The organism is Enterobacter cloacae complex sp. 6730903 (assembly GCF_048283985.1).
GTDB classification, from domain to species: Bacteria; Pseudomonadota; Gammaproteobacteria; order Enterobacterales; family Enterobacteriaceae; genus Enterobacter; species Enterobacter hormaechei_C.
On sequence record NZ_JBLVXX010000005.1, the window covers coordinates 132000 to 155624 of the forward strand.

24 protein-coding genes are annotated in these 23625 nt (G+C 56.5%); 10 read left to right on the forward strand and 14 right to left on the reverse strand.

The window, feature by feature from the left end:
• Positions 1 to 10: 10 nt before the first annotated feature.
• From ACNQ0W_RS04215 to nasR, 4 genes are all read right to left on the reverse strand, one after another.
• A complete protein-coding gene (locus ACNQ0W_RS04215) occupies positions 11 to 799 on the reverse strand; it encodes an ABC transporter ATP-binding protein (protein WP_015570359.1) in 789 nt (262 codons plus the stop codon).
• 8 nt (positions 800 to 807) lie between these two features.
• Entirely contained in the window at positions 808 to 1686 is an 879-nt protein-coding gene (gene ntrB, locus ACNQ0W_RS04220; RefSeq protein ID WP_062932928.1) for a nitrate ABC transporter permease, read from the reverse strand.
• Between the two features lie 2 nt (positions 1687 to 1688).
• Positions 1689 to 2936 carry a CmpA/NrtA family ABC transporter substrate-binding protein gene (locus ACNQ0W_RS04225; RefSeq protein WP_023296759.1) on the reverse strand — a complete coding sequence of 416 codons (1248 nt, stop codon included), beginning with the start codon at positions 2934 to 2936 and terminating at the stop codon, positions 1689 to 1691.
• 227 nt (positions 2937 to 3163) lie between these two features.
• Positions 3164 to 4336, reverse strand: a complete 1173-nt coding sequence (gene nasR / locus ACNQ0W_RS04230; protein WP_062932927.1) for a nitrate regulatory protein NasR — start codon at positions 4334 to 4336, stop codon at positions 3164 to 3166.
• Between the two features lie 73 nt (positions 4337 to 4409).
• On the opposite strand from nasR, the gene ACNQ0W_RS04235 reads away from it, so the two are divergent.
• The 3 genes from ACNQ0W_RS04235 (at position 4410) to ACNQ0W_RS04245 (ending at position 7088) form a co-directional block, all read left to right on the forward strand.
• Positions 4410 to 4763, forward strand: coding sequence for a DsrE/DsrF/TusD sulfur relay family protein (locus ACNQ0W_RS04235; protein ID WP_015570354.1), 354 nt, complete (start codon positions 4410 to 4412; stop codon positions 4761 to 4763).
• Positions 4764 to 4869: 106 nt separating this feature from the next.
• A complete protein-coding gene (locus ACNQ0W_RS04240) occupies positions 4870 to 6654 on the forward strand; it encodes a methyl-accepting chemotaxis protein (RefSeq protein ID WP_062932926.1) in 1785 nt (594 codons plus the stop codon).
• A gap of 194 nt (positions 6655 to 6848) precedes the next feature.
• The gene (locus ACNQ0W_RS04245; RefSeq protein WP_015570352.1) at positions 6849 to 7088 is read left to right on the forward strand and encodes a hypothetical protein; all 240 of its coding nucleotides are present in this window, start codon (positions 6849 to 6851) and stop codon (positions 7086 to 7088) included.
• 30 nt (positions 7089 to 7118) lie between these two features.
• Here ACNQ0W_RS04245 and ACNQ0W_RS04250 read toward each other — a convergent pair whose 3' ends face one another.
• Both ACNQ0W_RS04250 and chaB read right to left on the reverse strand, forming a co-directional pair.
• Positions 7119 to 7814 (reverse strand): gamma-glutamylcyclotransferase, encoded by a 696-nt coding sequence (locus tag ACNQ0W_RS04250; RefSeq protein ID WP_062932925.1) that lies wholly within the window; start codon positions 7812 to 7814, stop codon positions 7119 to 7121.
• A gap of 177 nt (positions 7815 to 7991) precedes the next feature.
• Positions 7992 to 8222: a putative cation transport regulator ChaB gene (gene chaB / locus ACNQ0W_RS04255; protein ID WP_003856674.1), complete on the reverse strand. Its 231-nt coding sequence runs from the start codon at positions 8220 to 8222 to the stop codon at positions 7992 to 7994.
• Between the two features lie 268 nt (positions 8223 to 8490).
• On the opposite strand from chaB, the gene chaA reads away from it, so the two are divergent.
• Positions 8491 to 9591, forward strand: a complete 1101-nt coding sequence (chaA, locus tag ACNQ0W_RS04260; protein WP_003856672.1) for a sodium-potassium/proton antiporter ChaA — start codon at positions 8491 to 8493, stop codon at positions 9589 to 9591.
• A 115-nt stretch (positions 9592 to 9706) separates the two neighbouring features.
• Here chaA and kdsA read toward each other — a convergent pair whose 3' ends face one another.
• Genes kdsA through hemA form a run of 6 tightly spaced genes read right to left on the reverse strand, consistent with a single transcriptional unit; the run spans position 9707 to position 15010 of the window.
• Complete coding sequence (gene kdsA, locus ACNQ0W_RS04265; RefSeq protein WP_032653866.1) at positions 9707 to 10561, reverse strand: 3-deoxy-8-phosphooctulonate synthase; 855 nt, start codon at positions 10559 to 10561, stop codon at positions 9707 to 9709.
• A 36-nt stretch (positions 10562 to 10597) separates the two neighbouring features.
• Positions 10598 to 11407 carry an invasion regulator SirB1 gene (gene sirB1 / locus ACNQ0W_RS04270; RefSeq protein ID WP_006810913.1) on the reverse strand — a complete coding sequence of 270 codons (810 nt, stop codon included), beginning with the start codon at positions 11405 to 11407 and terminating at the stop codon, positions 10598 to 10600.
• Positions 11408 to 11410: 3 nt separating this feature from the next.
• On the reverse strand, positions 11411 to 11803 hold the full coding sequence (sirB2, locus tag ACNQ0W_RS04275; RefSeq protein ID WP_017384257.1) for an invasion regulator SirB2: 393 nt from the start codon (positions 11801 to 11803) through the stop codon (positions 11411 to 11413).
• On the reverse strand, positions 11800 to 12630 hold the full coding sequence (gene prmC / locus ACNQ0W_RS04280; RefSeq protein ID WP_062932924.1) for a peptide chain release factor N(5)-glutamine methyltransferase: 831 nt from the start codon (positions 12628 to 12630) through the stop codon (positions 11800 to 11802). The genes sirB2 and prmC overlap by 4 nt, the downstream gene beginning before the upstream one ends.
• Complete coding sequence (prfA, locus tag ACNQ0W_RS04285) at positions 12630 to 13712, reverse strand: peptide chain release factor 1 (RefSeq protein WP_023296764.1); 1083 nt, start codon at positions 13710 to 13712, stop codon at positions 12630 to 12632. Before prfA ends, prmC begins: the two co-directional genes overlap by 1 nt.
• Before the next feature lie 41 nt (positions 13713 to 13753).
• Positions 13754 to 15010 (reverse strand): glutamyl-tRNA reductase, encoded by a 1257-nt coding sequence (hemA, locus tag ACNQ0W_RS04290; RefSeq protein ID WP_003856666.1) that lies wholly within the window; start codon positions 15008 to 15010, stop codon positions 13754 to 13756.
• Between the two features lie 201 nt (positions 15011 to 15211).
• Between hemA and lolB the strand changes: the two genes are divergently transcribed.
• The 4 genes from lolB to dauA all read left to right on the forward strand — a co-directional run bounded on the left by lolB (position 15212) and on the right by dauA (position 19566).
• Positions 15212 to 15823 (forward strand): lipoprotein insertase outer membrane protein LolB, encoded by a 612-nt coding sequence (lolB, locus tag ACNQ0W_RS04295; RefSeq protein WP_062932923.1) that lies wholly within the window; start codon positions 15212 to 15214, stop codon positions 15821 to 15823.
• Positions 15820 to 16689, forward strand: coding sequence for a 4-(cytidine 5'-diphospho)-2-C-methyl-D-erythritol kinase (gene ispE, locus ACNQ0W_RS04300; RefSeq protein ID WP_062932922.1), 870 nt, complete (start codon positions 15820 to 15822; stop codon positions 16687 to 16689). Before lolB ends, ispE begins: the two co-directional genes overlap by 4 nt.
• Before the next feature lie 125 nt (positions 16690 to 16814).
• The gene (prs, locus tag ACNQ0W_RS04305) at positions 16815 to 17762 is read left to right on the forward strand and encodes a ribose-phosphate diphosphokinase (RefSeq protein ID WP_003856663.1); all 948 of its coding nucleotides are present in this window, start codon (positions 16815 to 16817) and stop codon (positions 17760 to 17762) included.
• Between the two features lie 124 nt (positions 17763 to 17886).
• On the forward strand, positions 17887 to 19566 hold the full coding sequence (gene dauA / locus ACNQ0W_RS04310; RefSeq protein ID WP_058685770.1) for a C4-dicarboxylic acid transporter DauA: 1680 nt from the start codon (positions 17887 to 17889) through the stop codon (positions 19564 to 19566).
• Here the strand turns inward: dauA and ACNQ0W_RS04315 are convergent.
• Positions 19552 to 20610, reverse strand: coding sequence for a MerR family transcriptional regulator (locus ACNQ0W_RS04315; RefSeq protein ID WP_062932921.1), 1059 nt, complete (start codon positions 20608 to 20610; stop codon positions 19552 to 19554). The two genes, dauA and ACNQ0W_RS04315, sit on opposite strands and share 15 nt — an antisense overlap.
• A gap of 120 nt (positions 20611 to 20730) precedes the next feature.
• Positions 20731 to 21006, reverse strand: coding sequence for a stress-induced protein YchH (ychH, locus tag ACNQ0W_RS04320; RefSeq protein ID WP_003856655.1), 276 nt, complete (start codon positions 21004 to 21006; stop codon positions 20731 to 20733).
• A 274-nt stretch (positions 21007 to 21280) separates the two neighbouring features.
• On the opposite strand from ychH, the gene pth reads away from it, so the two are divergent.
• Positions 21281 to 21865: an aminoacyl-tRNA hydrolase gene (pth, locus tag ACNQ0W_RS04325; protein ID WP_062932920.1), complete on the forward strand. Its 585-nt coding sequence runs from the start codon at positions 21281 to 21283 to the stop codon at positions 21863 to 21865.
• Between the two features lie 126 nt (positions 21866 to 21991).
• Positions 21992 to 23086 (forward strand): redox-regulated ATPase YchF, encoded by a 1095-nt coding sequence (gene ychF, locus ACNQ0W_RS04330; RefSeq protein WP_003856650.1) that lies wholly within the window; start codon positions 21992 to 21994, stop codon positions 23084 to 23086.
• Positions 23087 to 23625 lie beyond the last annotated feature (539 nt).

Here is a 23625-nt window from a genome sequence, read left to right on the forward strand (position 1 = left end):
TGCCCCCTCATTACGCCGCTTTCGGCTGTTTTTCGTAGAGGAAATGGAGGATCTGCTGGCGCATGTGGTGATAGCGGCTGTCGTCCGCCAGCTGCACCCTGTTGCGCGGGCGCGGCAGATCTACGCGCAGGATCTCACCCACGGTGGCTGCCGGGCCATTGGTCATCATCAGTACGCGGTCAGAGAGCAGTACCGCCTCGTCCACGTCGTGGGTAATGAGCACGATGGTGGTGTTCAGCGCCTGCTGGATCTGCATCACCGAGTCCTGAAGATGGGCGCGCGTCAGCGCATCGAGCGCGCCAAACGGCTCATCCATCAGCAGCACTTTCGGCTTCATTGCCAGCGCCCGGGCAATCCCGACGCGCTGCTTCATGCCGCCGGAGATCTCCCCTGGGCGCTTATGCAGCGCGTGGCCCATCTGCACCCGGTCGAGGTTGTGTTCAATCCACGCTTTGCGCTCGGCCTTACTCATGGTGTGACGGAAGACCTGATCCACCGCCAGCGCCACGTTGTCGAAGCAGGTCAGCCACGGCAGCAGCGAATGGTTCTGGAACACCACCGCGCGCTCGGGCCCCGGCCCGGCGATTTCGCGGTTGTCGCAAATCAGCCCGCCTTCCGTCGGCAGCGTGATCCCGGCGATCAGGTTTAACAGCGTCGACTTGCCGCAGCCGGAGTGACCAATCAGGCTGACGGTTTCGCCCTCGTGGATATCAAAAGAGACGTTTTGCAGCGCCAGAAACTCGCCGCTGGCGGTGGAAAAACGCTGGCTCACGGCCTGGACCTGAATTAACGGTTTCATGTTCGCTCCTAATTTTCCTGCCAGCTAAAGCGACGGGCGATCAGCATCAGCCCCTGCTCCAGCAGCAACCCGACCACGCCAATGATGACGATGGCGATGAGAATGTTTTCGACATTGAGGTTGTTCCACTCATTCCAGATCCAGAAGCCAATGCCTAAACCTCCGGTGAGCATCTCGGCGGCGACAATCACCAGCCAGGCAATGCCAATGGAAAGACGTACCCCGGTCAGTACCGCAGGCAGCACGGCGGGGAAAAGAATGCGGCGCATGATGGTCCACTCGGAGAGTTGCAGCACGCGGGCCACGTTGAGGTAGTCCTGCGGAATACGGCGCACCCCTTCGGCGGTGTTTATGACCATTGGCCAGATGGAGCAGATAAAAATGGTCCAGCTCGATGCCGGCTCCGCCTTCTGGAACAGCAGCAGGCCGATGGGCAGCCAGGCCAGCGGGCTGACAGGACGCAGGAGCGCGATCAGCGGGTTGAACATGCGGGAGAAAAAGGTGAAGCGGCCAATCAAAAAGCCCAGCGGAATGCCCGCCAGCGCCGCCAGACCGAAGCCGATGGCGACGCGCTGCAACGACGCCAGCACGTTCCAGCCAATGCCCATATCGTTTGGCCCGTCGCGATAAAACGGATCGGCAAACAGGGTCATGGCCGAATCGAGCGTGCTGAGCGGCGTCGGAAAGCCTTTACTCTTTATCGCTGCCAGCTGCCAGAGCAGCACCAGCAGGCCGAGACCGAGCAGCGCCGGGATGACGCGCTGTAAAAAGTCATTCATCCGGCGCGTAAAGGCTGGCGCACGACGGCGAACCTGTAGCGGAGGCAGGACAATCACTTCCCCGCTCTCTGACGTCTCTTGTGGTTTTGTATTTTGCAGATGCTGCATACTCAGGCCCCTTTACGGTGAATGGCGAAGCGGTTGGCGTACCCTTCCGGATCGGTGCCGTTCCAGACGGTGCCGTCCATCAGGGTGCTGCTGCGATACGGTGATGACGGTGTGGACATACCGCCCACGGCGGTCGCGGCATCCTGCCAGACCGCGGTCTGGTTAATGCGCTGTGCAATGCCCGCGTAATCCGGCGCGGCGTTGAGCAAGCCCCAGCGGCGGAACTGGGTTAAGAACCACATCCCGTCGGAGAGATACGGGTAGCTCACGGCACCCTCGTTGAAGAAACGGATCGGGTGCGCATCCTGCCAGCGCTGACCGACCCCGTTGTCGTACTCGCCGAGCATGCGTCCGGTGAGATACTGTTCCTTGCAGTTGAGCCAGGCGCGGCGCGAGAGGATCTGCGCGGTTTCGCGTTTGTTTTCCGCTGACGCCTCGATCCAGCGCGCGGCTTCCATCACGGCGCTCACCAGCGCCCGTGCGGTGTGCGGGTTTTTCGCCACCCAGTCGCGTCGGGTGCCGAGGATCTTTTCCGGGTGATCGGCCCAGATGGACTGCGACGTGGCGGCGGTAAACCCGATGCGGTCGTTAATCGCCCGCGCGTTCCACGGCTCGCCAACGCAAAACCCGACCATGTTGCCAATGCGCATGTTCATCACCATCTGCGGCGGCGGCACCACCACGGTGCGCACGTCGTCAAACGGGTTAATCCCCGCGCTGGCCAGCCAGTAGTAGAGCCACATGGCGTGCGTTCCCGTCGGGAAGGTATGCGCGAAGGTGTAGGTTCCCGGCGCCTGCTGCGCAATCAGCTTTTTCAGCCCGTCGAGGTCACGAACGCCCTTCTCCGCCAGATCGCTGGAGAGCGTAATGGCCTGTCCGTTCTGATTGAGGGTCATCAGGTTCGCCATCTGCTGTGGCTTGCCCGCGATCCCCAGCTCCAGACCGTACAGCAGGCCGTAAAGAATGTGTGCGGCGTCCAGTTCGCCCGCCACCAGCTTGTCGCGCACCGCCGCCCAGCTCGCCTCTTTGGTCGGCACAATGGTAATACCGTGTTTTTTATCGAACCCCTTCAGGGCCGCGATAACCACGGGCGCGCAATCGGTCAGAGGTATAAACCCGATACGCACGGTATCCTGCTCCGGCTTATCTGACCCCGCCGCCCATGCGGCCTGCATGACACCCGGCAACAGCATCGCACCACTCGCCAGCATGCTGGCCTGCAATAACCGCCGTCTCGACAAATCCGCCATAATTGCTCCTGAAAAAAGGCAAAAAAAAGCGCCCGACGGTGCTGAAGCACCGCTGGACGCCTTTATCCCGAAGACGCATGCACCGCCGTTGGCGCATCGTCGAAAATGGTTAATCTGTTAATGCAAAGGTAATGCCAGCTTTTCATCCCCGGCGTTACGGGGTTTCTGCAAGAAGAGCGCTGTTTTACGCACCTCAATCAGGCACAAAATGCCCACTGACTGTGCAACTACTCCCCAGGGGGTATCTTCCACAGATTTTTCACCGTAAGCAGCGCACGGGCGATATCCACCATGCGTTGGTTTTTATCCATCGCCATTTTGCGCAGGGCGGTCCACGCCTGCTCCTCGCTCATGTTCTGGTGCGTCATCAGCACGCTTTTGGCTTTGTCGATGGTCTTACGCTCCTCCAGCGTGTCGCGCAGGGAAGCAAGCTGACGGGAGAGTTGCTCAATTTCACGCGCCTGCTGGCGCACCAGCGGCAGCAGCGGTCTGTCAGGAAATCGCGCCAGGATATCGTCGTGCTCATCGTCTGCGTGCAGGTTTTCGCTATAGCGACGCTCCTCAACTGCCGTCATCAGATCGGCAATTGCCACCTCTTCCAGCGTGCGCAGGTGCTCAAGGCGCGCGGTTTGCAGGGCAAACCATTTGAGGGCGGTATCACCGTTATCTGCCGGAGGCTGACGGGTGCACGCTTCACGCCTGAGTTTTTCAGTCTCCAGACCCGGCAGGCAGTTGAGGGTAAATGACTCCTGCACGTCTGGAGTGCAATGGGAGATAAAAACCTCGAAGCAGGCCTGCTGGCCATCAATGCGATCCACCAGCCGCTGGCGGGTTTCATCGTCAAAGAATCCCTGGGTGAAACCAATAGCCCCCAGCGCCCGCTCCTGTCCCACAAGTTCTTTGCCCTGCATCAGGCTGTAAAGGGCCACAAATCGGCCCGCGATGTGCGGATCGTCAATGCTGTCGCTGAGTTGAGGTACGATACTGAGCAGATGACGCAGTATGCGGCTGTAGTGTTCCATCGCCTGCGGCGCGGTGACGCGTTGACCTGTAACGCCATCACGCAGCACCGTCAGCGTCTCAAGGCCGTGCAGTGCGCTGGCAATGCGTTCGCAGAGGGCGCTGCCCGGCAGCGGTTCGTTAAACTGAAGGTGCAATACAGCAAGGTTTTCATCCACCAGGGCCCTGCTGGCCTTGCATTCAGGCGCGTACAATTTGCCCTGCGAGCAGAGCCAGACATTTGACGCACCGCGCTCGCACTGTAGCATATGCACCAGTCGACTGATGCCGTTCACCAGTGCGCCCAGCTGCGCCAGTCTGCCGAGCTGTTCCTCACGCAACATTTTCGCACGCTGGAACCATTCGGTTGCGCCAGGGGAACTGCCAGCCACTATCGTCATCGTTTCTCTCCCCGATACGTATTCTTCGGTACGAGAAGCAATATTCGTGCCTTTTCAAAGAACAGGAGTCAACATGCAGAAGATTGTGATCGTCGCCAACGGTGCGGCCTACGGCAGTGAATCCCTTTTTAACAGCCTGCGCCTGGCAATCGCGCTGCGCGATAAGGAGAGTGAGCTGGAGCTGCGCCTCTTTTTGATGTCCGACGCCGTCACGGCCGGGCTGAAGGGGCAGAAACCCGCAGAGGGCTACAACATTCAACAAATGCTGGAGATCCTGACCGCGCAAAACGTTCCGGTCAAACTGTGCAAAACCTGTACCGACGGGCGCGGCATTACCGGGCTGCCGCTAATTGATGGCGTGGAAATTGGCACGCTGGTCGAGCTGGCTGAATGGACGCTTTCCGCCGATAAAGTATTAACTTTTTAATAATAACCCGCCAAAAATATTATTTTCTTATGGACGCGGTTTCAGCATCAAGTTTACCTGCGCCGTTGCCGATAGGCATGGAAACAACACAGCAGGTATCACACTTATGTTCAGATCCATTCGCGCCCGCATCATTGCCGCGACGACAGGCTGTCTGGTCGTCGCCCTTCTTCTTAATACCATTATTAACTTTCAGGTCACGCGCCAGGATAACCAGCAGTCGCAGCGCGATATTCTGACCAGCACCAGCGCCAGCCACAACATGGCGATTGCCGACTGGGTGAACAGCAAAATGACCGTCATCACCTCGGCGCAGCCAGTCGCGCTCAGCGACGATCCGGTTCCGGTGTTTAAACAGCTTGCGCTGGCGGGTGGATTCACCAACGTCTACGTGGGTTATGCCAGCAAAACGGCTAAATTTTCTGACCCAACCGGGGTACCCGCTGATTACGATCCCACCCTTCGCCCGTGGTATCAGCAGGCTGTCAGCGCTGATGGTCCGGTAGTGACTGCACCCTATGTGGACGCGGGCACCGGGAAACTGGTGGTGACGTTCGCGGTACCCGTTAAAGAGCAAGGCGCCCTGAAAGCAGTGGTGGCGGGCGATGTGGCGATGGACAGCGTGGTGGCTAACGTGCGCGGTATTCACCCGACTCCGGCCAGCAGCGGACTGCTTCTGGACAGCAACGGCACCGTTATTGCCGGCAGCGATCCTGCGCTGACGCTTAAGCCTTTTACGGAGACGATCAAAGGGACCGATTTTGCCGCCCTGAAAAGCGGCAACCTGGTTGACGGAACGTTTAACGGACGTGAAAAAACGTTCCTGGCCACCGCCGTACCGGGGACGCACTGGCTGCTGGTTGTGGCGCTTGATAATGGCGATGCCACCGCCGGGATGCGGTCATTGCTTAAAGCATCTGCACTGTCTCTGGCGATCCTCGCCCTGCTGAGCGGTGCCCTCATGCATCTCCTGATTGCCCGCCTGCTTAAGCGGCTGTCCGGTATCCGTGACGCGATGAACAGCATTGCCAACGGTACTAACGATCTGTCGCAGCGTCTGCCGGATAAGGGGGGCGATGAAGTGGCGCAAATCGCGCAGGCATTTAACGCCTTCAGCGATAAGCTTTCTGTGGTGATGATCCAGCTGCGTGATGCCAGCGCCTCAGTGAAAAACGCCGCGCATGAGATTGCGGCAGGTAATCAGGATCTTTCCGGGCGTACCGAGCAGGCGGCATCAAGCCTTCGCGAAACCGCCAGCGCCGTGGAAGAGATCACGGCCTCCGTCACGCAGTCAAACGAGTCGGCAGCAGAAGCGAACGAACAGGCGAGCAAGGCCTCTGCCGCCGCATCCCGTGGAGGCGACGTCGTCGCTCAGGCCATCAGCACCATGCAGTCCATCGAACTGGCTTCCGCGAAAATCGGCGATATCACCAGCGTCATTGACGGCATCGCCTTCCAGACCAATATCCTGGCGCTTAACGCCTCGGTGGAAGCGGCGCGTGCCGGGGAACAAGGCCGTGGGTTCGCGGTCGTTGCGGGGGAAGTACGTAACCTGGCCAGCCGCAGCGCTCAGGCAGCGAAAGAGATCAAATCCCTTATTGACTCCACTACCGAAAGCGTTGCAACCGGCTCCCGGTTTGTGCACCTTGCGGGCGACAGCATGGATGAGATCCGCGCCAGCGTCGGGAGCGTGTCTGGCATTATGCGTGAAATGTCCATTGCCACCCGGGAGCAGATGAAAGGGATCCATGAGATTAACCACGCGGTGACGCATCTGGATCGCATGGTGCAGCAGAACGCCGAGCTTGTTGTACAGTCTGCTGCGGCAGCCAGCGCCCTGCAAAGCCAGGCGGGCGACCTTGCTGAGACCGCAGGCCATTTCCGCATATAATTTTTCCCGGACGCGCGTTAAGCAGGGAAAACGCGCGTCCGCTGAAAGGTTTCAGGGATTTTGTCATTTTTGTTTAATCGTTGCGCCATTTTTTGATCGAAATCAGCATCCCACCCCTGCCCCTTTGGTGTTATGAAACGAGTAAATTGTGAACAACATCACGCTCGGGATGGGCAAAAACGACGGGGTATAAAATGGCACGAGTTAAAACAAGTCTGAAACTGTTTGGCGGGGATACGGTAGTGGTGCGTTGCTCAGAGCGTTGCCGCATCCATCTGATGAGTACAAAAGGACAGAAGCAATCGCAGGCAGATATCCTTACCGTCCAGGACGATAAGGCCTGGCTGACGGTGCCTTACACCGGTACCTGGGATGTGCTGATCGACAGCCACAGTCAGTCGCTCGAACATTCCGTCAGTTACGTGGCGGCATAACAGTAAACGCCCGGTCGGCCGGGCGTATTATCAGGCAAAACCCGGTCGCAGCGTATTGCTGAGCGGGTTCCCTTCCAGCAGCGCTTTCACCTTCACCACCAGCTCACTCAGACAGTCGTCCTGCATACCGAGAAGCGTCAGCTCCTGATCGAGCGAGAAAAGGTACTGGGCGTTAGTGCCCAGCGGTCCACTGGCGGCGGCAATCAGCGGGGCAATCACCTGGGTTCGGGTGTCGGCTTCATACAGCGGATGGCGCGGATCCATAATGAACACCAGCGCGTTGACGGTGCGCCCGTCATCCAGTTCCAGCTTGCACCAGCTGGGCATATAGCAGCCGGTGATCATCTCGCGCTTCCACAGCAGCGTCAGCTCATCTTCCAGCGTGGTATCCGGCAGCCGGTATGCCACGCCCGTGGTGCGCCCGCCCTCTTTTAGTGCAAGCATGCGTCCAGGCTGGCACGCGCTGCCGCGTCCGGCGGTCAGGCGCAAACAGAAGGCGCGGTGCCAGCCAGGCAGCGTTCCGGTTGCCGATTCAACAAATTCTAGCGCCGGGTTCCACATCAGCGAGCCGTAACCAAAGATCCAGACCGGGCCATCATCCGGGCGGCAGGCCAGCGTTGCCGCAAGCGACGCCGCACGTTGTTCAGCCGACCACAGAAGCGATTCCTCAATAGCACCAAATGCCGTCTTACAATCTGCCTTCATCAAGAAATCACGCGTTAACACATTCCACCTCCGCCACTGCATGCTTCCTTGCGACATCTTTAATGCGCCTTCCCGGCATTCTGTGCTGTTCATTTTAACAGCAGTTGAGCAACGATAAGCAATTCGCGGGCCAGATGCAATACAGCGGCAGGTCAACCGCCTGAAATGTCAAAATGGAGGTAGCGTATTATTCGGCGGCTATTTCTTTTTGTGCCATTTATCATCGTCCCCTTTCTCATAGTCATTTTTCACGGCGGCCCAGGCCACCTTATGCGCCGTCTCTTCACGGCTGGCATCGTCCCGGCGATCTTCTTTATCTTTGTACTGATCCCAGGCGCTGTTAAAGGCTTCTTTGTAGATATCCTGGGCGTGAGCAGGCAATACGTTTTGCACGTTATCCGGTAATTCGCTTTTCGATTTGTATGGCATCGTTAACCTCTCTTTTGGCTAAAAGATAAGTGTGGACGACGATACGCCAGCGTGCCACCCGACAGGGATAAGTGAACAATTTAAAAATACAACGCATTGTTATTAAACAATTATTTTATGGAGATAAGTCATTATAAGCCTCAGGAATAAAAATTATCACAAATGGTAAAATTAAGTAAAAAATACAGGGTATTTAACAGATTTCTGTTAAATTAATACCCTCAAAATCTATCTATAATTACAAGCACCTGCACTGTTGGAGAAACACATGACAGCAACACACGAGGCGGTAAAAACCCGCCACAAGGAGACCTCTCTCATTTTCCCGGTTCTGGCACTGGCTGTGCTGCTCTTCTGGGGAAGCAGTCAGTCATTGCCAGTGGTTGTGGGGATCAATATTCTGGCTCTGGTGGGTATTTTAACCAGTGCATTTAGCGTGGTACGCCATGCGGATGTTTTAGCCCACCGTCTTGGCGAGCCGTATGGGTCATTAATTTTAAGCCTTTCGGTTGTGATTCTTGAGGTCAGTCTCATTTCCGCATTAATGGCCACCGGCGACGCCGCGCCAACGCTAATGCGCGATACGCTCTACTCCATCATTATGATTGTCACCGGCGGCCTGGTCGGTTTTTCACTTTTATTAGGTGGTCGCAAATTTGCCACCCAGTACATGAACCTCTTTGGCATTAAACAGTACCTCATCGCCCTGTTCCCGCTGGCGATTATTGTGCTGGTGTTCCCGATGGCGCTGCCGGGCGCCAATTTCACCACCGGCCAGGCGCTGCTGGTGGCGCTGATTTCCGCGGCGATGTACGGCGTGTTCTTGCTGATCCAGACCAAAACGCACCAGAGCCTGTTTGTTTACGAGCATGAAGACGACGGCGACGACGATGACCCGCATCACGGTAAGCCGTCGGCCCACAGCAGCGCGTGGCATACGGTTTGGCTGATCGTGCATCTGATTGCCGTTATTGCGGTCACCAAGATGAATGCGAACCCGCTGGAGGCGCTGTTAACTGAACTGAACGCGCCGGTCGCCTTTACCGGTTTCCTGGTGGCCCTGTTGATCCTGTCGCCAGAAGGCCTGGGAGCGCTGAAAGCGGTGCTCAATAATCAGGTGCAGCGGGCGATGAATCTGTTCTTCGGCTCCGTTCTGGCGACCATCTCTCTTACCGTTCCGGTGGTGACGCTGATTGCCTTTATGACGGGGAATGAATTGCAGTTTGCGCTGGGTGCGCCAGAGATGATTGTGATGGTGGCATCCTTGCTGCTGTGCCAGATTTCCTTCTCCACCGGCCGCACCAATGTGCTGAACGGCGCGGCGCATATGGCGCTGTTTATTGCGTATCTGATGACGATATTTGCGTAGCCTTTTTGCCCAGCGGCGCTTCGCTTGCAGGGCCTACGGGTTTTGTAGGCCGGGTAAGCGCAGCGCCACCCGGCAATATGCCCCATAAAAAAACCCGCCGAAGCGGGTTTTTTTATTAGTTGCTGGTATCCAGCTCGTCGAAGCTCTTCACCAGATCGTCAATCGCTTTGATCTGTTTCAGGAACGGCTCCAGCTTATCCAGCGGCAGCGCGGATGGACCGTCGCATTTCGCGTTAGCCGGATCCGGGTGCGCTTCAATGAACAGACCCGCCAGGCCGGTTGCCATACCGGCGCGGGCCAGTTCGGTCACCTGCGCACGACGCCCGCCAGATGCGGCGCCAAACGGGTCGCGGCATTGCAGGGAGTGGGTCACGTCGAAAATCACCGGAGACTGGTTAGAGACGTTCTTCATCACGGTGAAGCCCAGCATATCCACAACCAGGTTGTCATAACCGAAGTTTGAACCACGGTCGCACAGGATCACCTGGTCGTTACCGCCTTCGATAAACTTGTCAACGATGTTACCCATCTGGCCTGGGCTCACGAACTGCGGTTTTTTCACGTTAATCACGGCACCGGTTTTCGCCATCGCTTCTACCAGGTCAGTCTGGCGAGCGAGGAACGCCGGAAGCTGAATCACGTCTACCACATCAGCCACGGGCTGTGCCTGAGACGCTTCGTGCACGTCGGTGATCACTTTCACGCCAAACGTCTGTTTCAGCTCCTGGAAAATCTTCATCCCCTCTTCCAGGCCCGGGCCACGGTAGGAGTGAATGGAGGAGCGGTTGGCTTTGTCAAAAGAGGCTTTAAACACGTACGGGATGCCCAGCTTTTGGGTCACGGTCACGTAGTGTTCGCAGATGCGCATAGCGAGATCGCGGGATTCCAGCACGTTCATACCGCCAAACAGCACGAACGGCAGGTCGTTTGCCACGTTGATATCACCAATGCTAACCACTTTTTGTTTCATAGGATCGCCTTATTCAGGTGTGAATCGGAATTAAGATTAATGCAGTGTAATGTGTTTATGCGCGATCGCGTTGATCTGCGCGCGGATCATCTCGCTGATCGGGTCTTCCGGACATTGCTCGACGAAATAATTCAAATCATTCAGCGCCACGTGCTCGCAGTCGAGCTGCGCATAAATCAGGCCGCGGTCGCGGATTTCGTACGGATCTTCCGGATTGAACTGCAACAGCACTTCGCTTGCGCGCAGGGCCAGCTCCATCTGACGCTCTTCCATCAGCGCAGACTTCAGCGTATCCAGGAGCTTGCGGATCACTTCGGCGTTATCGGCTTCATCAAGATCTTCATTGAACAGCTCAGCTATCGGGCTGATGTTGCCTTTCAGCCAGACGTCCAGCGTATGCTCATCCAGCGTGTCGCCGTTAAACGGATTGATTAACCACATCTCACCGTCCAGCCACTCCGCCCGCAAAATCATCTGCGTCGGGAAAATGACCGGCACCAGTGGAATATCCAGCTCGTGCGCAACCCACAGTAAAATGGCGCCCAACGCGACGGCGCTGCCCTGACGATTTTTCAACACCTGGTCCAGCCACAGTGCGTCAGACAGGCGGTACACGCCTCGCGTGTCGCAGAAACCCCATTCGCCGTAGAAAAGCTCAATTAGCTTCTCTAATTGCCAGTCCTGCGGACGTGCCTGATTGATCTCTTCGCGCGCCAGGCTGACCAGATTCTCCAGTTCAGCGTAAACGTACTGTGACGTAAAATCGTCGCGGATCATCTCTGAAATCAGGATCATACCATCGCAGAGCGGCACTTTGTTAAATTCGAAATCGGCTAAGGACCTCATGACTTACCCCAGTAACGGTATTCTTGTGGTGGCGAGTTTAATGATGATGTACAGCACCACCAGACCCAGCAAAAAGGCGATAAACCCTGTCTGCTGGCTGCGCGGACGATGACGCCCAAGCGCGATAAAACCCAAAACGATGTAGATGATAACGCCAAACAGCTTTTCAGTCAGCCATGCGCCTTTATCAGTAAATGGCAGATAGCCGGTTTTCCACATTAACCCGGCTCCGGAAAGGAACAGCACCGTGTCGATACAGTGCGGGGCGATGCGTACCCAGCGGGCGTTAATCAGCGGATTGTTGCTGTAGCGCCACCAGTAGCGGGCAATGAAAAAGCCGATGGTCAGGGCAACGGAAACCAGGTGAACGGAGATCAGCAGCGTAAACAGGCTCATGACCACTGCCCCAGCGTCAGACGTTCATTGCCGCCGTAATCCCGGCAGGTTTCCACGGCAGCGTATCCGGCACGCGTAAACAGCGCTCGCACCGCCTCTCCCTGCGTCCAGCCATGTTCCACCAGCAGCCAGCCACCGGGAAGCAAATGTTGCCGTGACGTTGTCACAATGTGATCGAGATCCGCAAGTCCCTGATTCGCAGCGACCAGCGCGGTCAACGGTTCAAAACGCACGTCGCCCTGCGCGAGATGCGGATCGTCTTCGTCGATGTAGGGCGGATTGCTGACAATCATTTCGAACATGCGGCTTTCAAGCGCGGCAAACCAGCTGCTTTGCAGAACGGAAACATTGTTCAGCCCCAGCCGTTCAACGTTGCGCCGCGCGAGGGCGACCGCATCCGGCATCACGTCTACCGCCGTCACGGTGCAGTCTGGCCGCTCGCTGGCAAGCGCCAGCGCAATCGCGCCGGTACCGGTACCGAGATCGAGGATCTGACATGGTTTCACCGGTAACCGCGCCAGCGCCTGCTCCACCAGACACTCGGTGTCCGGGCGCGGGATCAGCGTGGCCGCTGAAACGTACAGCGGAAGTGACCAGAACTCGCGTTCGCCAACCAGATGCGCCACCGGCTCGCCGGTTTTACGGCGGGCAAGCAGCGCCTCCAGCTGCGATTGCTGTTCAGCGGTCAGCGCGGTTTCGCCGAAAGCCAGCAGATACGTGCGGGCTTTACCCGTCACATGCTCAAGCAGAATTTCGGCGTCGCGCTTCGGGCTTTCACTTGCAGAAAGCTCACTGGCGGCATGGCGTAACCAGCGCTGAAAATCCATTAATCCTGCTCGGACAGTGCCGCCAGCTGGTCGGCCTGGTATTCCTGCACGATAGGCTCAATCAGCATATCGAGCTTGCCTTCCATCGCCTCATCCAGACGGTAGAGCGTCAGGTTGATGCGATGGTCGGTTACGCGACCCTGCGGGAAGTTATAGGTCCGGTTACGGTCGCTACGATCGCCGCTGCCCAGCAGGTTACGGCGGGTAGAGGCTTCCGCCTGCTGGCGTTTCGCCATTTCCGCCGCGTGGATGCGGGCGCCCAGCACGGATAACGCTTTAGCCTTGTTCTTGTGCTGGGAACGTTCATCCTGACACTCAACCACAATCCCGGTGGGCAGGTGAGTAATACGGATAGCGGAGTCGGTGGTGTTAACGTGCTGACCACCTGCCCCTGAAGAGCGGAAGGTGTCGATGCGCAGATCCGCCGGGTTGATATCCGGCAGTTCCGCTTCCGGCAGCTCCGGCATCACCGCCACCGTACAGGCTGACGTATGAATGCGTCCCTGAGATTCTGTCGCAGGCACGCGCTGCACGCGGTGACCGCCGGATTCAAATTTCAGTCGACCGTACACGCCGTCACCGCTGATTTTGGCGATAACCTCTTTGTAGCCGCCATGCTCGCCTTCGTTGGCGCTCATGATCTCCACGCGCCAGCGACGGGATTCGGCATACCGGCTGTACATACGGAACAGATCCCCGGCGAACAGCGCCGCTTCGTCGCCGCCGGTACCGGCGCGGACTTCCACAAAGGCGTTACGCTCATCATCCGGATCTTTCGGCAGCAGAAGCACCTGAAGCTGCTGCTCCATCTCTTCTGAACGCGCTTTCGCGTCCTGCAACTCTTCCTGCGCCATCTCGCGCATCTCAGGATCGTCGAGCATCATCTGCGCGGTTTCGATATCTTCCTGGACCTGTCGCCAGTCGGTAAAGCATTTTGAAACATCACTTAACTGCGCGTATTCACGCGACAGCGCGCGAAAACGTTCCTGGTCGGCAATGATCCCGGCATCGCCGAGCAGCGCCTGGACTTCTTCATGGCGCTCGTGCAGAGCTTCCAGTTTAGCGACGATAGAAGGCTTCATAGGCGTAAATGCACCTTGTCTTAGAAAATGGGTATAGGGCGCTATTCCAGCCCGAGGCTGTTGCGCAGAATTGTCAGGCGTTCATCGTCCCCGTCACGGGCAGCCTGCTGAAGAGATTTGGTTGGGGCATGGATCAGGCGGTTGGTCAGTTTCCAGGCCAGATCCTGCATAATCGCCTGCGCGTCACCGCCCTGTTCAAGGGCCGCTAACGCTTTGGCCGTCAGGTCATCACGCACCTGCTCCGCCTGACCGCGGTATTCGCGGATGGTCTCGCTGACGCTTTGCGCGCGCAGCCAGGCCATAAATTCGCTGGTTTCCTGTTCAACGATGGTTTCCGCCTGCACAGCCGCCGCCTTACGCTGGGCAAGGTTGTGCGAAATGATGCTTTGCAGGTCATCCACGCTGTACAGGTAGGCGTTCGCCAGTTTGCCCACTTCCGGTTCGACATCACGCGGAACGGCGATATCCACCAGCAGCATCGGCTGATTGCGGCGGGATTTCAGCGCACGCTCGACCATCCCTTTCCCGATAATCGGCAGCGGGCTGGCGGTAGAACTGATAATAATGTCCGCCTCTTTCAGACGTTCATCGATGTCGCTCAGCGCAATCACCTCAGCGCCCACTTCATCTGCCAGCACCTGCGCACGTTCGCGGGTGCGGTTGGCGATGATCATCTTCTTCACCTTGTGTTCGCGAAGATGGCGCGCCACCAGCTCGATGGTTTCGCCCGCCCCCACCAGCAGTACGGTGACGGTCGACAGGGATTCAAAAATTTGACGGGCAAGAGTACAGGCCGCGAAAGCAACCGAAACCGCACTGGCGCCAATGTCGGTTTCGGTTCGCACACGCTTCGCCACGGAGAATGACTTCTGGAACATTCGCTCCAGTTCGCTGGCTTTCAGATGCCCTTTCTGGGAATCCGCGAAGGCTTTTTTCACCTGGCCGAGGATCTGCGGCTCGCCCAGCACCAGCGAATCCAGACCGCTGGCCACGCGCATCAGATGGCTGACCGCATCGTTATCCTGATGCCAGTACAGACTGTTGCGCAGCTCTTCTTCGTTGAGGTTGTGGTAGTCACATAGCCAGCGGATCAGCGCCTCGTGCAGGTTGTCCTGCTCTTCTACGCTCAAATACAGCTCGGTACGGTTGCACGTCGACAGCACCACGCCACCCTGCACCATCGGCTGTGCAAGCAGGCTGTCCAGCGCCAGGTCGAGCGTATCCGGCGAAAACGTAACGCGTTCTCGCAGTGAAACCGGGGCCGTTTTGTGGTTAATACCGAGTGCTAATAGGGTCATGTTGAGCGGGAGTAGTACCAGCGTTAATAAGGTTAGCAGGACGCATCATACAGGATGCGCGAGATCAATAAAAGAGACTGCCCCCTTTCGGAGTAATAGCTTACGCCACGCTTTGAGATAATTTGAACGTAGACGGTGGCACCCTTCAACGCTAGCATTAACAGTTATAACTGCAACGTATCTCAAGGATTTGTCATCATTATGACCCGAATGATTCGCCTGCTGCCTCTGGCGGCCCTGGTTCTGACCGCCTGTTCCGTTCATCAGCCGAAAGGCCCGGGCAAAAGCCCTGACTCACCGCAGTGGCGTCAGCACCAGCAGGACGTGCTGAAATTAAGCCAGTACCAGACCCGCGGTGCATTTGCTTATCTCTCTGACGAACAAAAAGTTTATGCTCGCTTCTTCTGGCAGCAAACGGGTCAGGACAACTATCGCCTGCTGCTGCTGAACCCGCTGGGCAGCACCGAGCTGGAGCTTAACGCGAAGCCTGGCGAAGCGCAGATCACCGATAACAAAGGCCAGCACTACACGGCAACCGACGCCGAAGAGATGATTGGCAAGCTGACCGGAATGCCGATTCCGCTCAATAGTCTGCGCCAGTGGATCCTCGGCCTGCCGGGTGACGCAACCGACTATACGCTCGACGATCAATACCGTCTGAGCCAGGTGAACTACACCCAGGGCGGTAAAACCTGGAAAGTGGTGTACAGCACGTATGACAGCAAGACGCAACCGGCGCTGCCGTCCAATATGGAGCTGACGCAGGGTAGCCAGCGTATCAAGCTGAAAATGGACAACTGGATCGTTAAATGATGACCCACTGGCCCTCTCCCGCAAAACTGAACCTGTTTCTCTACATTACCGGGCAGCGCGCTGACGGCTATCACACCCTGCAAACGCTGTTTCAGTTTGTCGATTACGGCGACACCATCTCCATCGAACCGCGTCAGGACGGGCAGATTTGCCTGCTGACGCCGGTCGACGGCGTGGCGCATGACGATAACCTGATCGTGCGCGCTGCCCGCCTGCTGATGAAAACGGCGTCGACGTCGGGTCGTCTGCCAGCGGGAAGCGGTGCGGATATCCGTATCGACAAACGCCTGCCGATGGGCGGCGGTCTTGGCGGCGGTTCATCAAACGCCGCGACTGTACTGGTGGCGCTTAACCACCTCTGGGGCTGCGGTCTGACGACGGACGAACTGGCAGCGTTAGGGTTGACGCTGGGCGCCGATGTACCGGTGTTTGTGCGCGGCCACGCGGCGTTCGCTGAAGGGGTGGGTGAAATCCTCACGCCGGTCAATCCGCCGGAAAAATGGTATCTGATCGTTCACCCTGGCGTGAGCATTCCTACCCCGGTCATCTTTAAAGATCCTGACCTGAAAAGAAATACCCCGGTACGGTCAATAAAAACGTTATTAAATTGTGAATTCAGCAACGATTGCGAGGATATCGCAAGAAAACGTTTTCGCGAGGTTGATGCGGTGCTTTCCTGGCTGTTAGAATACGCGCCGTCGCGCCTGACCGGTACAGGGGCCTGTGTCTTTGCTGAATTTGACACCGAAACCGCCGCCCGTCAGGTGCTTGAGCAAGCGCCGGTTTGGCTGCATGGTTTTGTAGCACGCGGGATGAACACCTCCCCCCTACAGCAGGCCATTCTGGCGCAGACTGAGTTTCGGTGACAACGTCACCCTGTTCCAGACGTTGCATCGCGCTCTTTAATACACCGCCTGGATAGCGTTTGCTTAGGCCCCGCAGTTTGCGGCGAACGCTATCCACCACTGGACGCATGCCTGAGGTTCTTCTCGTGCCTGATATGAAGCTTTTTGCTGGTAACGCCACCCCGGAACTAGCACAACGTATTGCCAACCGCCTGTACACTTCCCTCGGCGACGCCGCTGTAGGTCGCTTTAGCGACGGCGAAGTCAGCGTACAAATTAATGAAAATGTACGCGGTGGTGATATTTTCATCATCCAGTCCACCTGTGCTCCAACGAATGACAACCTGATGGAATTGGTTGTTATGGTCGACGCGCTGCGTCGTGCTTCTGCTGGCCGTATCACTGCTGTTATTCCTTACTTTGGCTATGCACGTCAGGACCGTCGCGTCCGTTCCGCGCGTGTGCCAATCACCGCTAAAGTTGTCGCTGACTTCCTGTCCAGCGTCGGCGTTGACCGCGTACTGACGGTTGACCTGCACGCAGAGCAGATCCAGGGCTTCTTCGACGTGCCGGTTGATAACGTATTCGGCAGCCCAATCCTGCTGGAAGACATGCTGCAACTGAATCTGGACAACCCGATTGTGGTTTCTCCGGATATCGGCGGCGTGGTACGTGCGCGTGCTATCGCGAAGCTGCTGAACGATACCGACATGGCGATCATCGACAAACGCCGTCCGCGCGCTAACGTTTCTCAGGTGATGCACATCATCGGTGACGTGGCTGGCCGCGACTGCGTATTGGTGGACGACATGATCGATACCGGCGGTACGCTGTGTAAAGCCGCTGAAGCGCTGAAAGAGCGTGGTGCGAAACGCGTATTCGCTTACGCCACTCACCCGATCTTCTCCGGCAATGCGGTAAACAACCTCCGTAACTCCGTCATTGACGAAGTTGTGGTCTGCGATACCATTCCACTGAGCGACGAGATCAAAGCGCTGCCAAACGTGCGTACGTTGACTCTGTCCGGGATGCTGGCCGAAGCGATTCGTCGTATCAGCAACGAAGAATCGATCTCTGCAATGTTCGAACACTGATCGAACACGGCCAAAAAACCCGCTACGGCGGGTTTTTTTGTTTATAGTATTTATTTGTATGACTTATGCCTCCTTCACCTGCCATTCATATGACAGATGATGCGCACACGGATGATAGATAATTGTGAAAAACGTAACCTCCTCACATGTTCTGCCCTTTCGCGCCCTCATCGACGCCTGCTGGAAAGAGAAATACACATCGTCACGCTTTGTTCGTGACCTGATAGCCGGGATCACCGTCGGGATTATTGCCATCCCGCTGGCGATGGCGCTGGCGATTGGTAGCGGCGTCGCGCCGCAGTACGGGCTGTACACCTCGGCCGTTGCGGGGATTGTGATTGCGCTGACGGGCGGGTCTCGCTTCAGCGTCTCCGGCCCGACTGCCGCCTTTGTGGTGATCCTCTACCCGGTTTCCCAACAGTTTGGTCTGGCAGGCCTGCTGGTTGCCACCCTGATGTCCGGCATTTTTTTAATTCTGTTTGGTCTGGCCCGCTTTGGTCGCCTGATTGAATATATCCCCCTTTCCGTAACGCTGGGGTTCACCTCGGGGATTGGGATTACCATCGGGACCATGCAGATTAAGGATTTCCTCGGCCTGCAAATGGCCCATGTTCCGGAGCACTATTTACAGAAAGTGGGCGCGCTGTTTATGGCGTTGCCGACGGCCAACCTGGGCGATGCGGCCATTGGCATCGTTACCCTCGGCACACTTATCGTCTGGCCTCGCTTAGGCATTCGTCTCCCGGGGCATCTGCCCGCTCTGCTGCTGGGCTGCGCGGTGATGGGCGTCGTCAATCTGCTCGGTGGACAGGTCGCCACCATTGGCTCCCAGTTCCACTATGTTCTGGCGGACGGTTCACAGGGCAGCGGCATTCCGCAGCTGCTGCCGCAGCTGGTTCTGCCTTGGGACATGCCGGGCTCCAGCTTTACCCTGAGCTGGGATTCCCTTCGCGCTCTGCTGCCCGCCGCATTCTCCATGGCAATGCTGGGCGCGATTGAATCCCTGCTCTGCGCCGTCGTGCTCGACGGCATGACCGGCACTAAGCACAAAGCCAACAGCGAGCTGGTCGGCCAGGGCTTGGGGAACATCGTTGCACCGTTCTTCGGCGGTATTACCGCTACGGCTGCGATTGCCCGCTCCGCCGCGAACGTACGTGCGGGCGCGACATCACCGGTTTCCGCGGTCATTCACTCCCTGCTGGTGATCATGGCGCTGCTGATCCTTGCCCCGCTGCTTTCATGGCTTCCGCTCTCTGCCATGGCTGCGCTGCTGCTGATGGTGGCCTGGAACATGAGTGAGGCGCATAAGGTGGTTAACCTGCTGCGCCGCGCGCCGAAAGACGACATTATCGTGATGCTGATCTGCATGTCGCTGACCGTGCTGTTCGATATGGTTATCGCCATCAGCGTCGGCATTGTGCTGGCCTCGCTGCTGTTTATGCGCCGCATCGCGCAGATGACGCGTCTCTCCCCGGTTAACGTTGAGGTGCCTGACGATGTGCTGGTGCTGCGCGTGATTGGCCCGCTGTTCTTCGCCGCGGCGGAAGGTTTGTTCAGCGATCTGGAATCCCGCATTGCGGGCAAACGGATTGTGGTGCTGAAATGGGATGCCGTCCCGGTGCTGGATGCCGGCGGTCTGGATGCCTTCCAGCGTTTTGTCGCCCGCCTGCCGGAAGGCTGTGAACTGCGGGTGAGTAACCTCGAATTCCAGCCCCTGCGCACCATGGCGCGCGCGGGCGTGCAGCCGATCCCTGGCCGATTGTCCTTCTACCCTAACCGTGAAGCTGCATTAGCGGATCTGTGAGTCATCTGATGCAGAGACGCGTCTTTGCATCATTACCCCGATCGCCTGCTGGAGCCATTCAAGCACGGCAGGCGTCATCCACGTGCCCTTCATCAGATGCGGCTCCTGCTGCATGGCGAGACGAAATTTTTGCTGGGTCTGCGGGTTTGTTCCCGCATAGGACTGGAATAAAACCAGCCAGTTTTCTGCCAGCTTTTGCGCATCGTCAGAAGCGGGACTGAGATTATCCCGCTGCGCCTGATGCAGCTTCGCCACCAGCGGCGGCCACTCCATCATCCGGTCAAAGTAGTGCGCCCGGGTAAAGGCCATCTCTTCGGCAGTGAGATATTTCTCCCAGATGCTGAGCTTTGATTCGGCAAACGCCCGCGTGATGTAATCAGTTATCTCCGGCGTAATGCCGGTTTGCTCCTGCATCTGCGGCTCCACGCTGTGCATCTCGTTCAGACGGGTCAAAAATTCCGGTTTGCCTGCGGTATCCTGCTCCAGGCGTTCCATCCACCGTGAAGCCAAATCGGTCGCCCGCACGTCCGTGACGCTGACGTTCTGTTCCAGCAAGTGTTTAACCTCCGTCACCAGCCCCGACCAGATATCCGCCAGCGCCTCTTTCTCTACCGCAAACGGCAGTTGCTGCAACTCTTCTTTGCTAAACCAGCGATCGTACATATTCATTAACTCCAGAGTCTGTAGCCAGGATTCCAGATCCGGCGTCGCATCGTCGGTCAGCCCGGTACGCAATTCCACCAGCCGGTTGCGCAGCGTATGGATGCTACGCAGTTGCTTGTCCAGCAGAGTGATTTGCCCGTCGAGTAATTCGGCTAATGACAGCGAACGCTGTTCCAGAAAATCCCTGATTTCGGCAAGCTCAAGCCCGGCTTTTGCCAGCGTCTGGATCATATGCAGACGCTGCACATCCGCCAGGTTATAAAGCCGGTAGCCTGCCGCGCTTCTGGCAGAAGGTAACAACAGCCCTGTTTGCTCGTAGTGATGCAAAGTCCGCACGGTGATCCCGGCACGTTTCGCCAGTTCACCCACCTGTATCAACATAACGGCTCCTTTTATTCTGCCAGTTTCGTTACTCTGAAGCCTTACGTTACGTGAGGGTCAATGCGTCATGCAAAAAAAAACGACTTCAGATGAAGTCGTTTCGGTGTTCTTTATGGGGCACTAGCTATGCTTGCGCTGGTCGCGGCGGCATCGTTTATCGTAATGGCGCACCCACCAGTATTTATCGCAGACTTCCTCATGTCCGCTCACGCGCGCCCCGGCGAGCCACAATACCGCACCAAGGAAGATACTCAGCACCGCGCCATGCGCAAAGTATTGTGGGAGGTCAAGCTGCGGTAATTGGTTTAAGATTGAATAACCGACACCGGCGACCATCACGAACAGTCCCAACCCCATTAGCACGTTACCGAGCATTGAAGCGTTTTTGCGTTTCATATGTCACCTCCGGAACTTTGGGTTGTCAGGGGAAAAGCCCCTTCTCCTTGTGTGTAAAGTATAGACAACGCCTCTTATATGAGTTGCGTGAATGATCACATTTACTGATAACTCCCGGACAAAAATTTACAAATAAGACATTGAACAGCTTGAAATTCTAATTGTTCAAAGAGGAAATTATTCGCATTTCGGTGTACCGCAGGCAGAACTTTGTCAAGCGGCGCGCCAGACAGTAAACTACGCGCCAGATCTGGAACCCATTAGGAAGTAAATCGTGACGATTAAACTGATTGTCGGCCTCGCCAATCCGGGCGCAGAGTATGCCGCTACCCGCCATAACGCCGGCGCCTGGTATGTTGATCTGCTGGCGGAGCGTTTGCGCGCACCCCTGCGTGAAGAACCCAAGTTTTACGGGTATACCTCACGCATCAGTCTTGCGGGTGCTGACGTGCGGTTGCTGGTGCCAACCACCTTTATGAACCTGAGCGGCAAAGCCGTGGCGGCCATGGCAACGTTTTATCGCATCAACCCGGATGAGATCCTGGTGGCCCACGACGAACTGGACCTGCCGCCAGGCGTGGCGAAGTTCAAACTGGGCGGCGGTCATGGCGGCCACAATGGTCTGAAAGACATCATCAGCAAACTGGGTAATAACCCTAATTTCCACCGTTTGCGCGTGGGAATCGGCCATCCGGGCGATAAAAACAAAGTTGTTGGTTTCGTACTGGGTAAACCACCGGTTTCTGAGCAGAAGTTGATTGACGAAGCGGTGGACGAAGCGGCCCGCTGCACCGAGATTTGGCTTCAGGATGGCCTGACAAAAGCCACCAATCGACTGCACGCTTTCAAAGCGCAATAATCGGCGCCCCGGGGCTTTTTTACCGCGCGTCGCGCGGGTTACGTGTATAATAGGCGTAGTTATTTACTTTTCTTCAATCGGTTATCGTTAACGGATTGATTATCAAGATATTAAGGTGATTTAGAAATGGGATTCAAATGCGGTATCGTCGGTCTGCCAAACGTGGGCAAATCCACCCTGTTCAACGCGCTCACCAAAGCAGGTATTGAAGCGGCGAACTTCCCGTTCTGTACCATCGAGCCGAACACCGGTGTTGTTCCTATGCCCGATCCGCGTCTGGACCAGCTCGCGGAAATCGTGAAGCCGCAGCGCATTCTGCCAACTACCATGGAGTTCGTGGACATCGCGGGCCTGGTAAAAGGCGCATCCAAAGGTGAAGGCCTGGGCAACCAGTTCCTGACCAACATCCGTGAAACCGAAGCGATCGGCCACGTTGTGCGCTGCTTCGAGAACGACAACATTATCCACGTTAACAATAAAGTGGATCCAGCTGACGACATCGACGTCATCAACACCGAGCTGGCCCTCTCTGACCTCGACACCTGCGAACGCGCCATTCACCGCGTGCAGAAGAAAGCCAAAGGCGGCGACAAAGACGCGAAAGCGGAACTGGCTGCGCTGGAAAAATGTCTGCCACAGCTGGAAAACGCGGGCATGCTGCGCGCGCTGAAAAACCTGACTGACGAAGACAAAGCGGCGATCAAATACCTGAGCTTCCTGACCCTGAAGCCAACCATGTACATCGCCAACGTTAACGAAGACGGTTTCGAGAACAACCCGTATCTGGACAAAGTGCGTGAAATCGCTGCGGCTGAAGGTTCTGTAGTGGTAGCGGTTTGCGCTGCCGTTGAATCTGATATTGCAGAGCTGGACGACGCCGATCGTGAAGAGTTCATGGCCGAGCTGGGTCTGGAAGAGCCGGGCCTGAACCGCGTGATCCGCGCGGGCTATGAGCTGCTGAATCTGCAAACCTACTTCACCGCTGGCGTGAAAGAAGTGCGTGCGTGGACCATCCCTGTGGGAGCGACCGCGCCTCAGGCGGCTGGTAAGATCCACACCGACTTCGAGAAAGGCTTCATTCGTGCGCAGACTATCGCGTTTGAAGACTTTATCACCTACAAGGGTGAGCAAGGCGCGAAAGAAGCTGGCAAGATGCGTGCGGAAGGGAAAGACTACATCGTTAAAGATGGCGATGTGATGAACTTCTTGTTTAACGTTTGATTTGTTTTGAGTGAAAAAATCCACGCCCTGGCGTGGATTTTTTTATAGAGTAACGAACCTATCTCCTTTTGCGCAGATAGTACTCTAGATATTTTTTAGGTCTATCCTGAAACGCACGCTCTTTGCCGTAATTATAAGCATCGTTAAAATATTTATACGCTTCCTCGAATTGATTCAATTCATAACAGACCATGCCGAGATCGATTAAGGGTGCAGTGTCTATATCCGATCCACGTGTCCGTAATGTCGTCTCTCCCCATTTCTTTGCCTCAGAGTAATCCGCGAGATCAAAATATGCGCTGTACATGCAGGCAGAGATCCAGTTGGCGAGCTCCCATTGGAGCTTTGGCTCAGGAAGAGCTTGCCAGGCTTTTTGGTATTGCTCTAAAGCCTCGACGTATTTTTTTTCATCGTGAAACTCGTTTCCTTGTTCAATAGTATATTATTATAGATATTATCATACTTAAGTTCTTGCCCTTTTAAATAAAAAAACCTTGCCTAAGAAACCGCCAAAAATACCATAATACATGGTTAAATTT

Excerpts from the sequence above, each read along its gene's own strand:
- hemA (WP_003856666.1), bottom strand. The coding sequence starts at position 15,010 with ATGACCCTATTAGCACTCGGTATTAACCACAAAACGGCCCCGGTTTCA.
- prfA (WP_023296764.1), bottom strand. The coding sequence starts at position 13,712 with ATGAAGCCTTCTATCGTCGCTAAACTGGAAGCTCTGCACGAGCGCCAT.
- ACNQ0W_RS04240 (WP_062932926.1), top strand. The coding sequence starts at position 4,870 with ATGTTCAGATCCATTCGCGCCCGCATCATTGCCGCGACGACAGGCTGT.
- ACNQ0W_RS04315 (WP_062932921.1), bottom strand. The coding sequence starts at position 20,610 with ATGTTGATACAGGTGGGTGAACTGGCGAAACGTGCCGGGATCACCGTG.
- ntrB (WP_062932928.1), bottom strand. The coding sequence starts at position 1,686 with ATGCAGCATCTGCAAAATACAAAACCACAAGAGACGTCAGAGAGCGGG.
- chaB (WP_003856674.1), bottom strand. The coding sequence starts at position 8,222 with ATGCCATACAAATCGAAAAGCGAATTACCGGATAACGTGCAAAACGTA.
- sirB2 (WP_017384257.1), bottom strand. The coding sequence starts at position 11,803 with ATGAGCCTGTTTACGCTGCTGATCTCCGTTCACCTGGTTTCCGTTGCC.
- kdsA (WP_032653866.1), bottom strand. The coding sequence starts at position 10,561 with ATGAAACAAAAAGTGGTTAGCATTGGTGATATCAACGTGGCAAACGAC.
- ACNQ0W_RS04225 (WP_023296759.1), bottom strand. The coding sequence starts at position 2,936 with ATGGCGGATTTGTCGAGACGGCGGTTATTGCAGGCCAGCATGCTGGCG.
- lolB (WP_062932923.1), top strand. The coding sequence starts at position 15,212 with ATGACCCGAATGATTCGCCTGCTGCCTCTGGCGGCCCTGGTTCTGACC.
- ychH (WP_003856655.1), bottom strand. The coding sequence starts at position 21,006 with ATGAAACGCAAAAACGCTTCAATGCTCGGTAACGTGCTAATGGGGTTG.
- chaA (WP_003856672.1), top strand. The coding sequence starts at position 8,491 with ATGACAGCAACACACGAGGCGGTAAAAACCCGCCACAAGGAGACCTCT.
- ychF (WP_003856650.1), top strand. The coding sequence starts at position 21,992 with ATGGGATTCAAATGCGGTATCGTCGGTCTGCCAAACGTGGGCAAATCC.
- prmC (WP_062932924.1), bottom strand. The coding sequence starts at position 12,630 with ATGGATTTTCAGCGCTGGTTACGCCATGCCGCCAGTGAGCTTTCTGCA.
- ACNQ0W_RS04235 (WP_015570354.1), top strand. The coding sequence starts at position 4,410 with ATGCAGAAGATTGTGATCGTCGCCAACGGTGCGGCCTACGGCAGTGAA.
- ACNQ0W_RS04245 (WP_015570352.1), top strand. The coding sequence starts at position 6,849 with ATGGCACGAGTTAAAACAAGTCTGAAACTGTTTGGCGGGGATACGGTA.
- sirB1 (WP_006810913.1), bottom strand. The coding sequence starts at position 11,407 with ATGAGGTCCTTAGCCGATTTCGAATTTAACAAAGTGCCGCTCTGCGAT.
- nasR (WP_062932927.1), bottom strand. The coding sequence starts at position 4,336 with ATGACGATAGTGGCTGGCAGTTCCCCTGGCGCAACCGAATGGTTCCAG.
- ACNQ0W_RS04215 (WP_015570359.1), bottom strand. The coding sequence starts at position 799 with ATGAAACCGTTAATTCAGGTCCAGGCCGTGAGCCAGCGTTTTTCCACC.
- ispE (WP_062932922.1), top strand. The coding sequence starts at position 15,820 with ATGATGACCCACTGGCCCTCTCCCGCAAAACTGAACCTGTTTCTCTAC.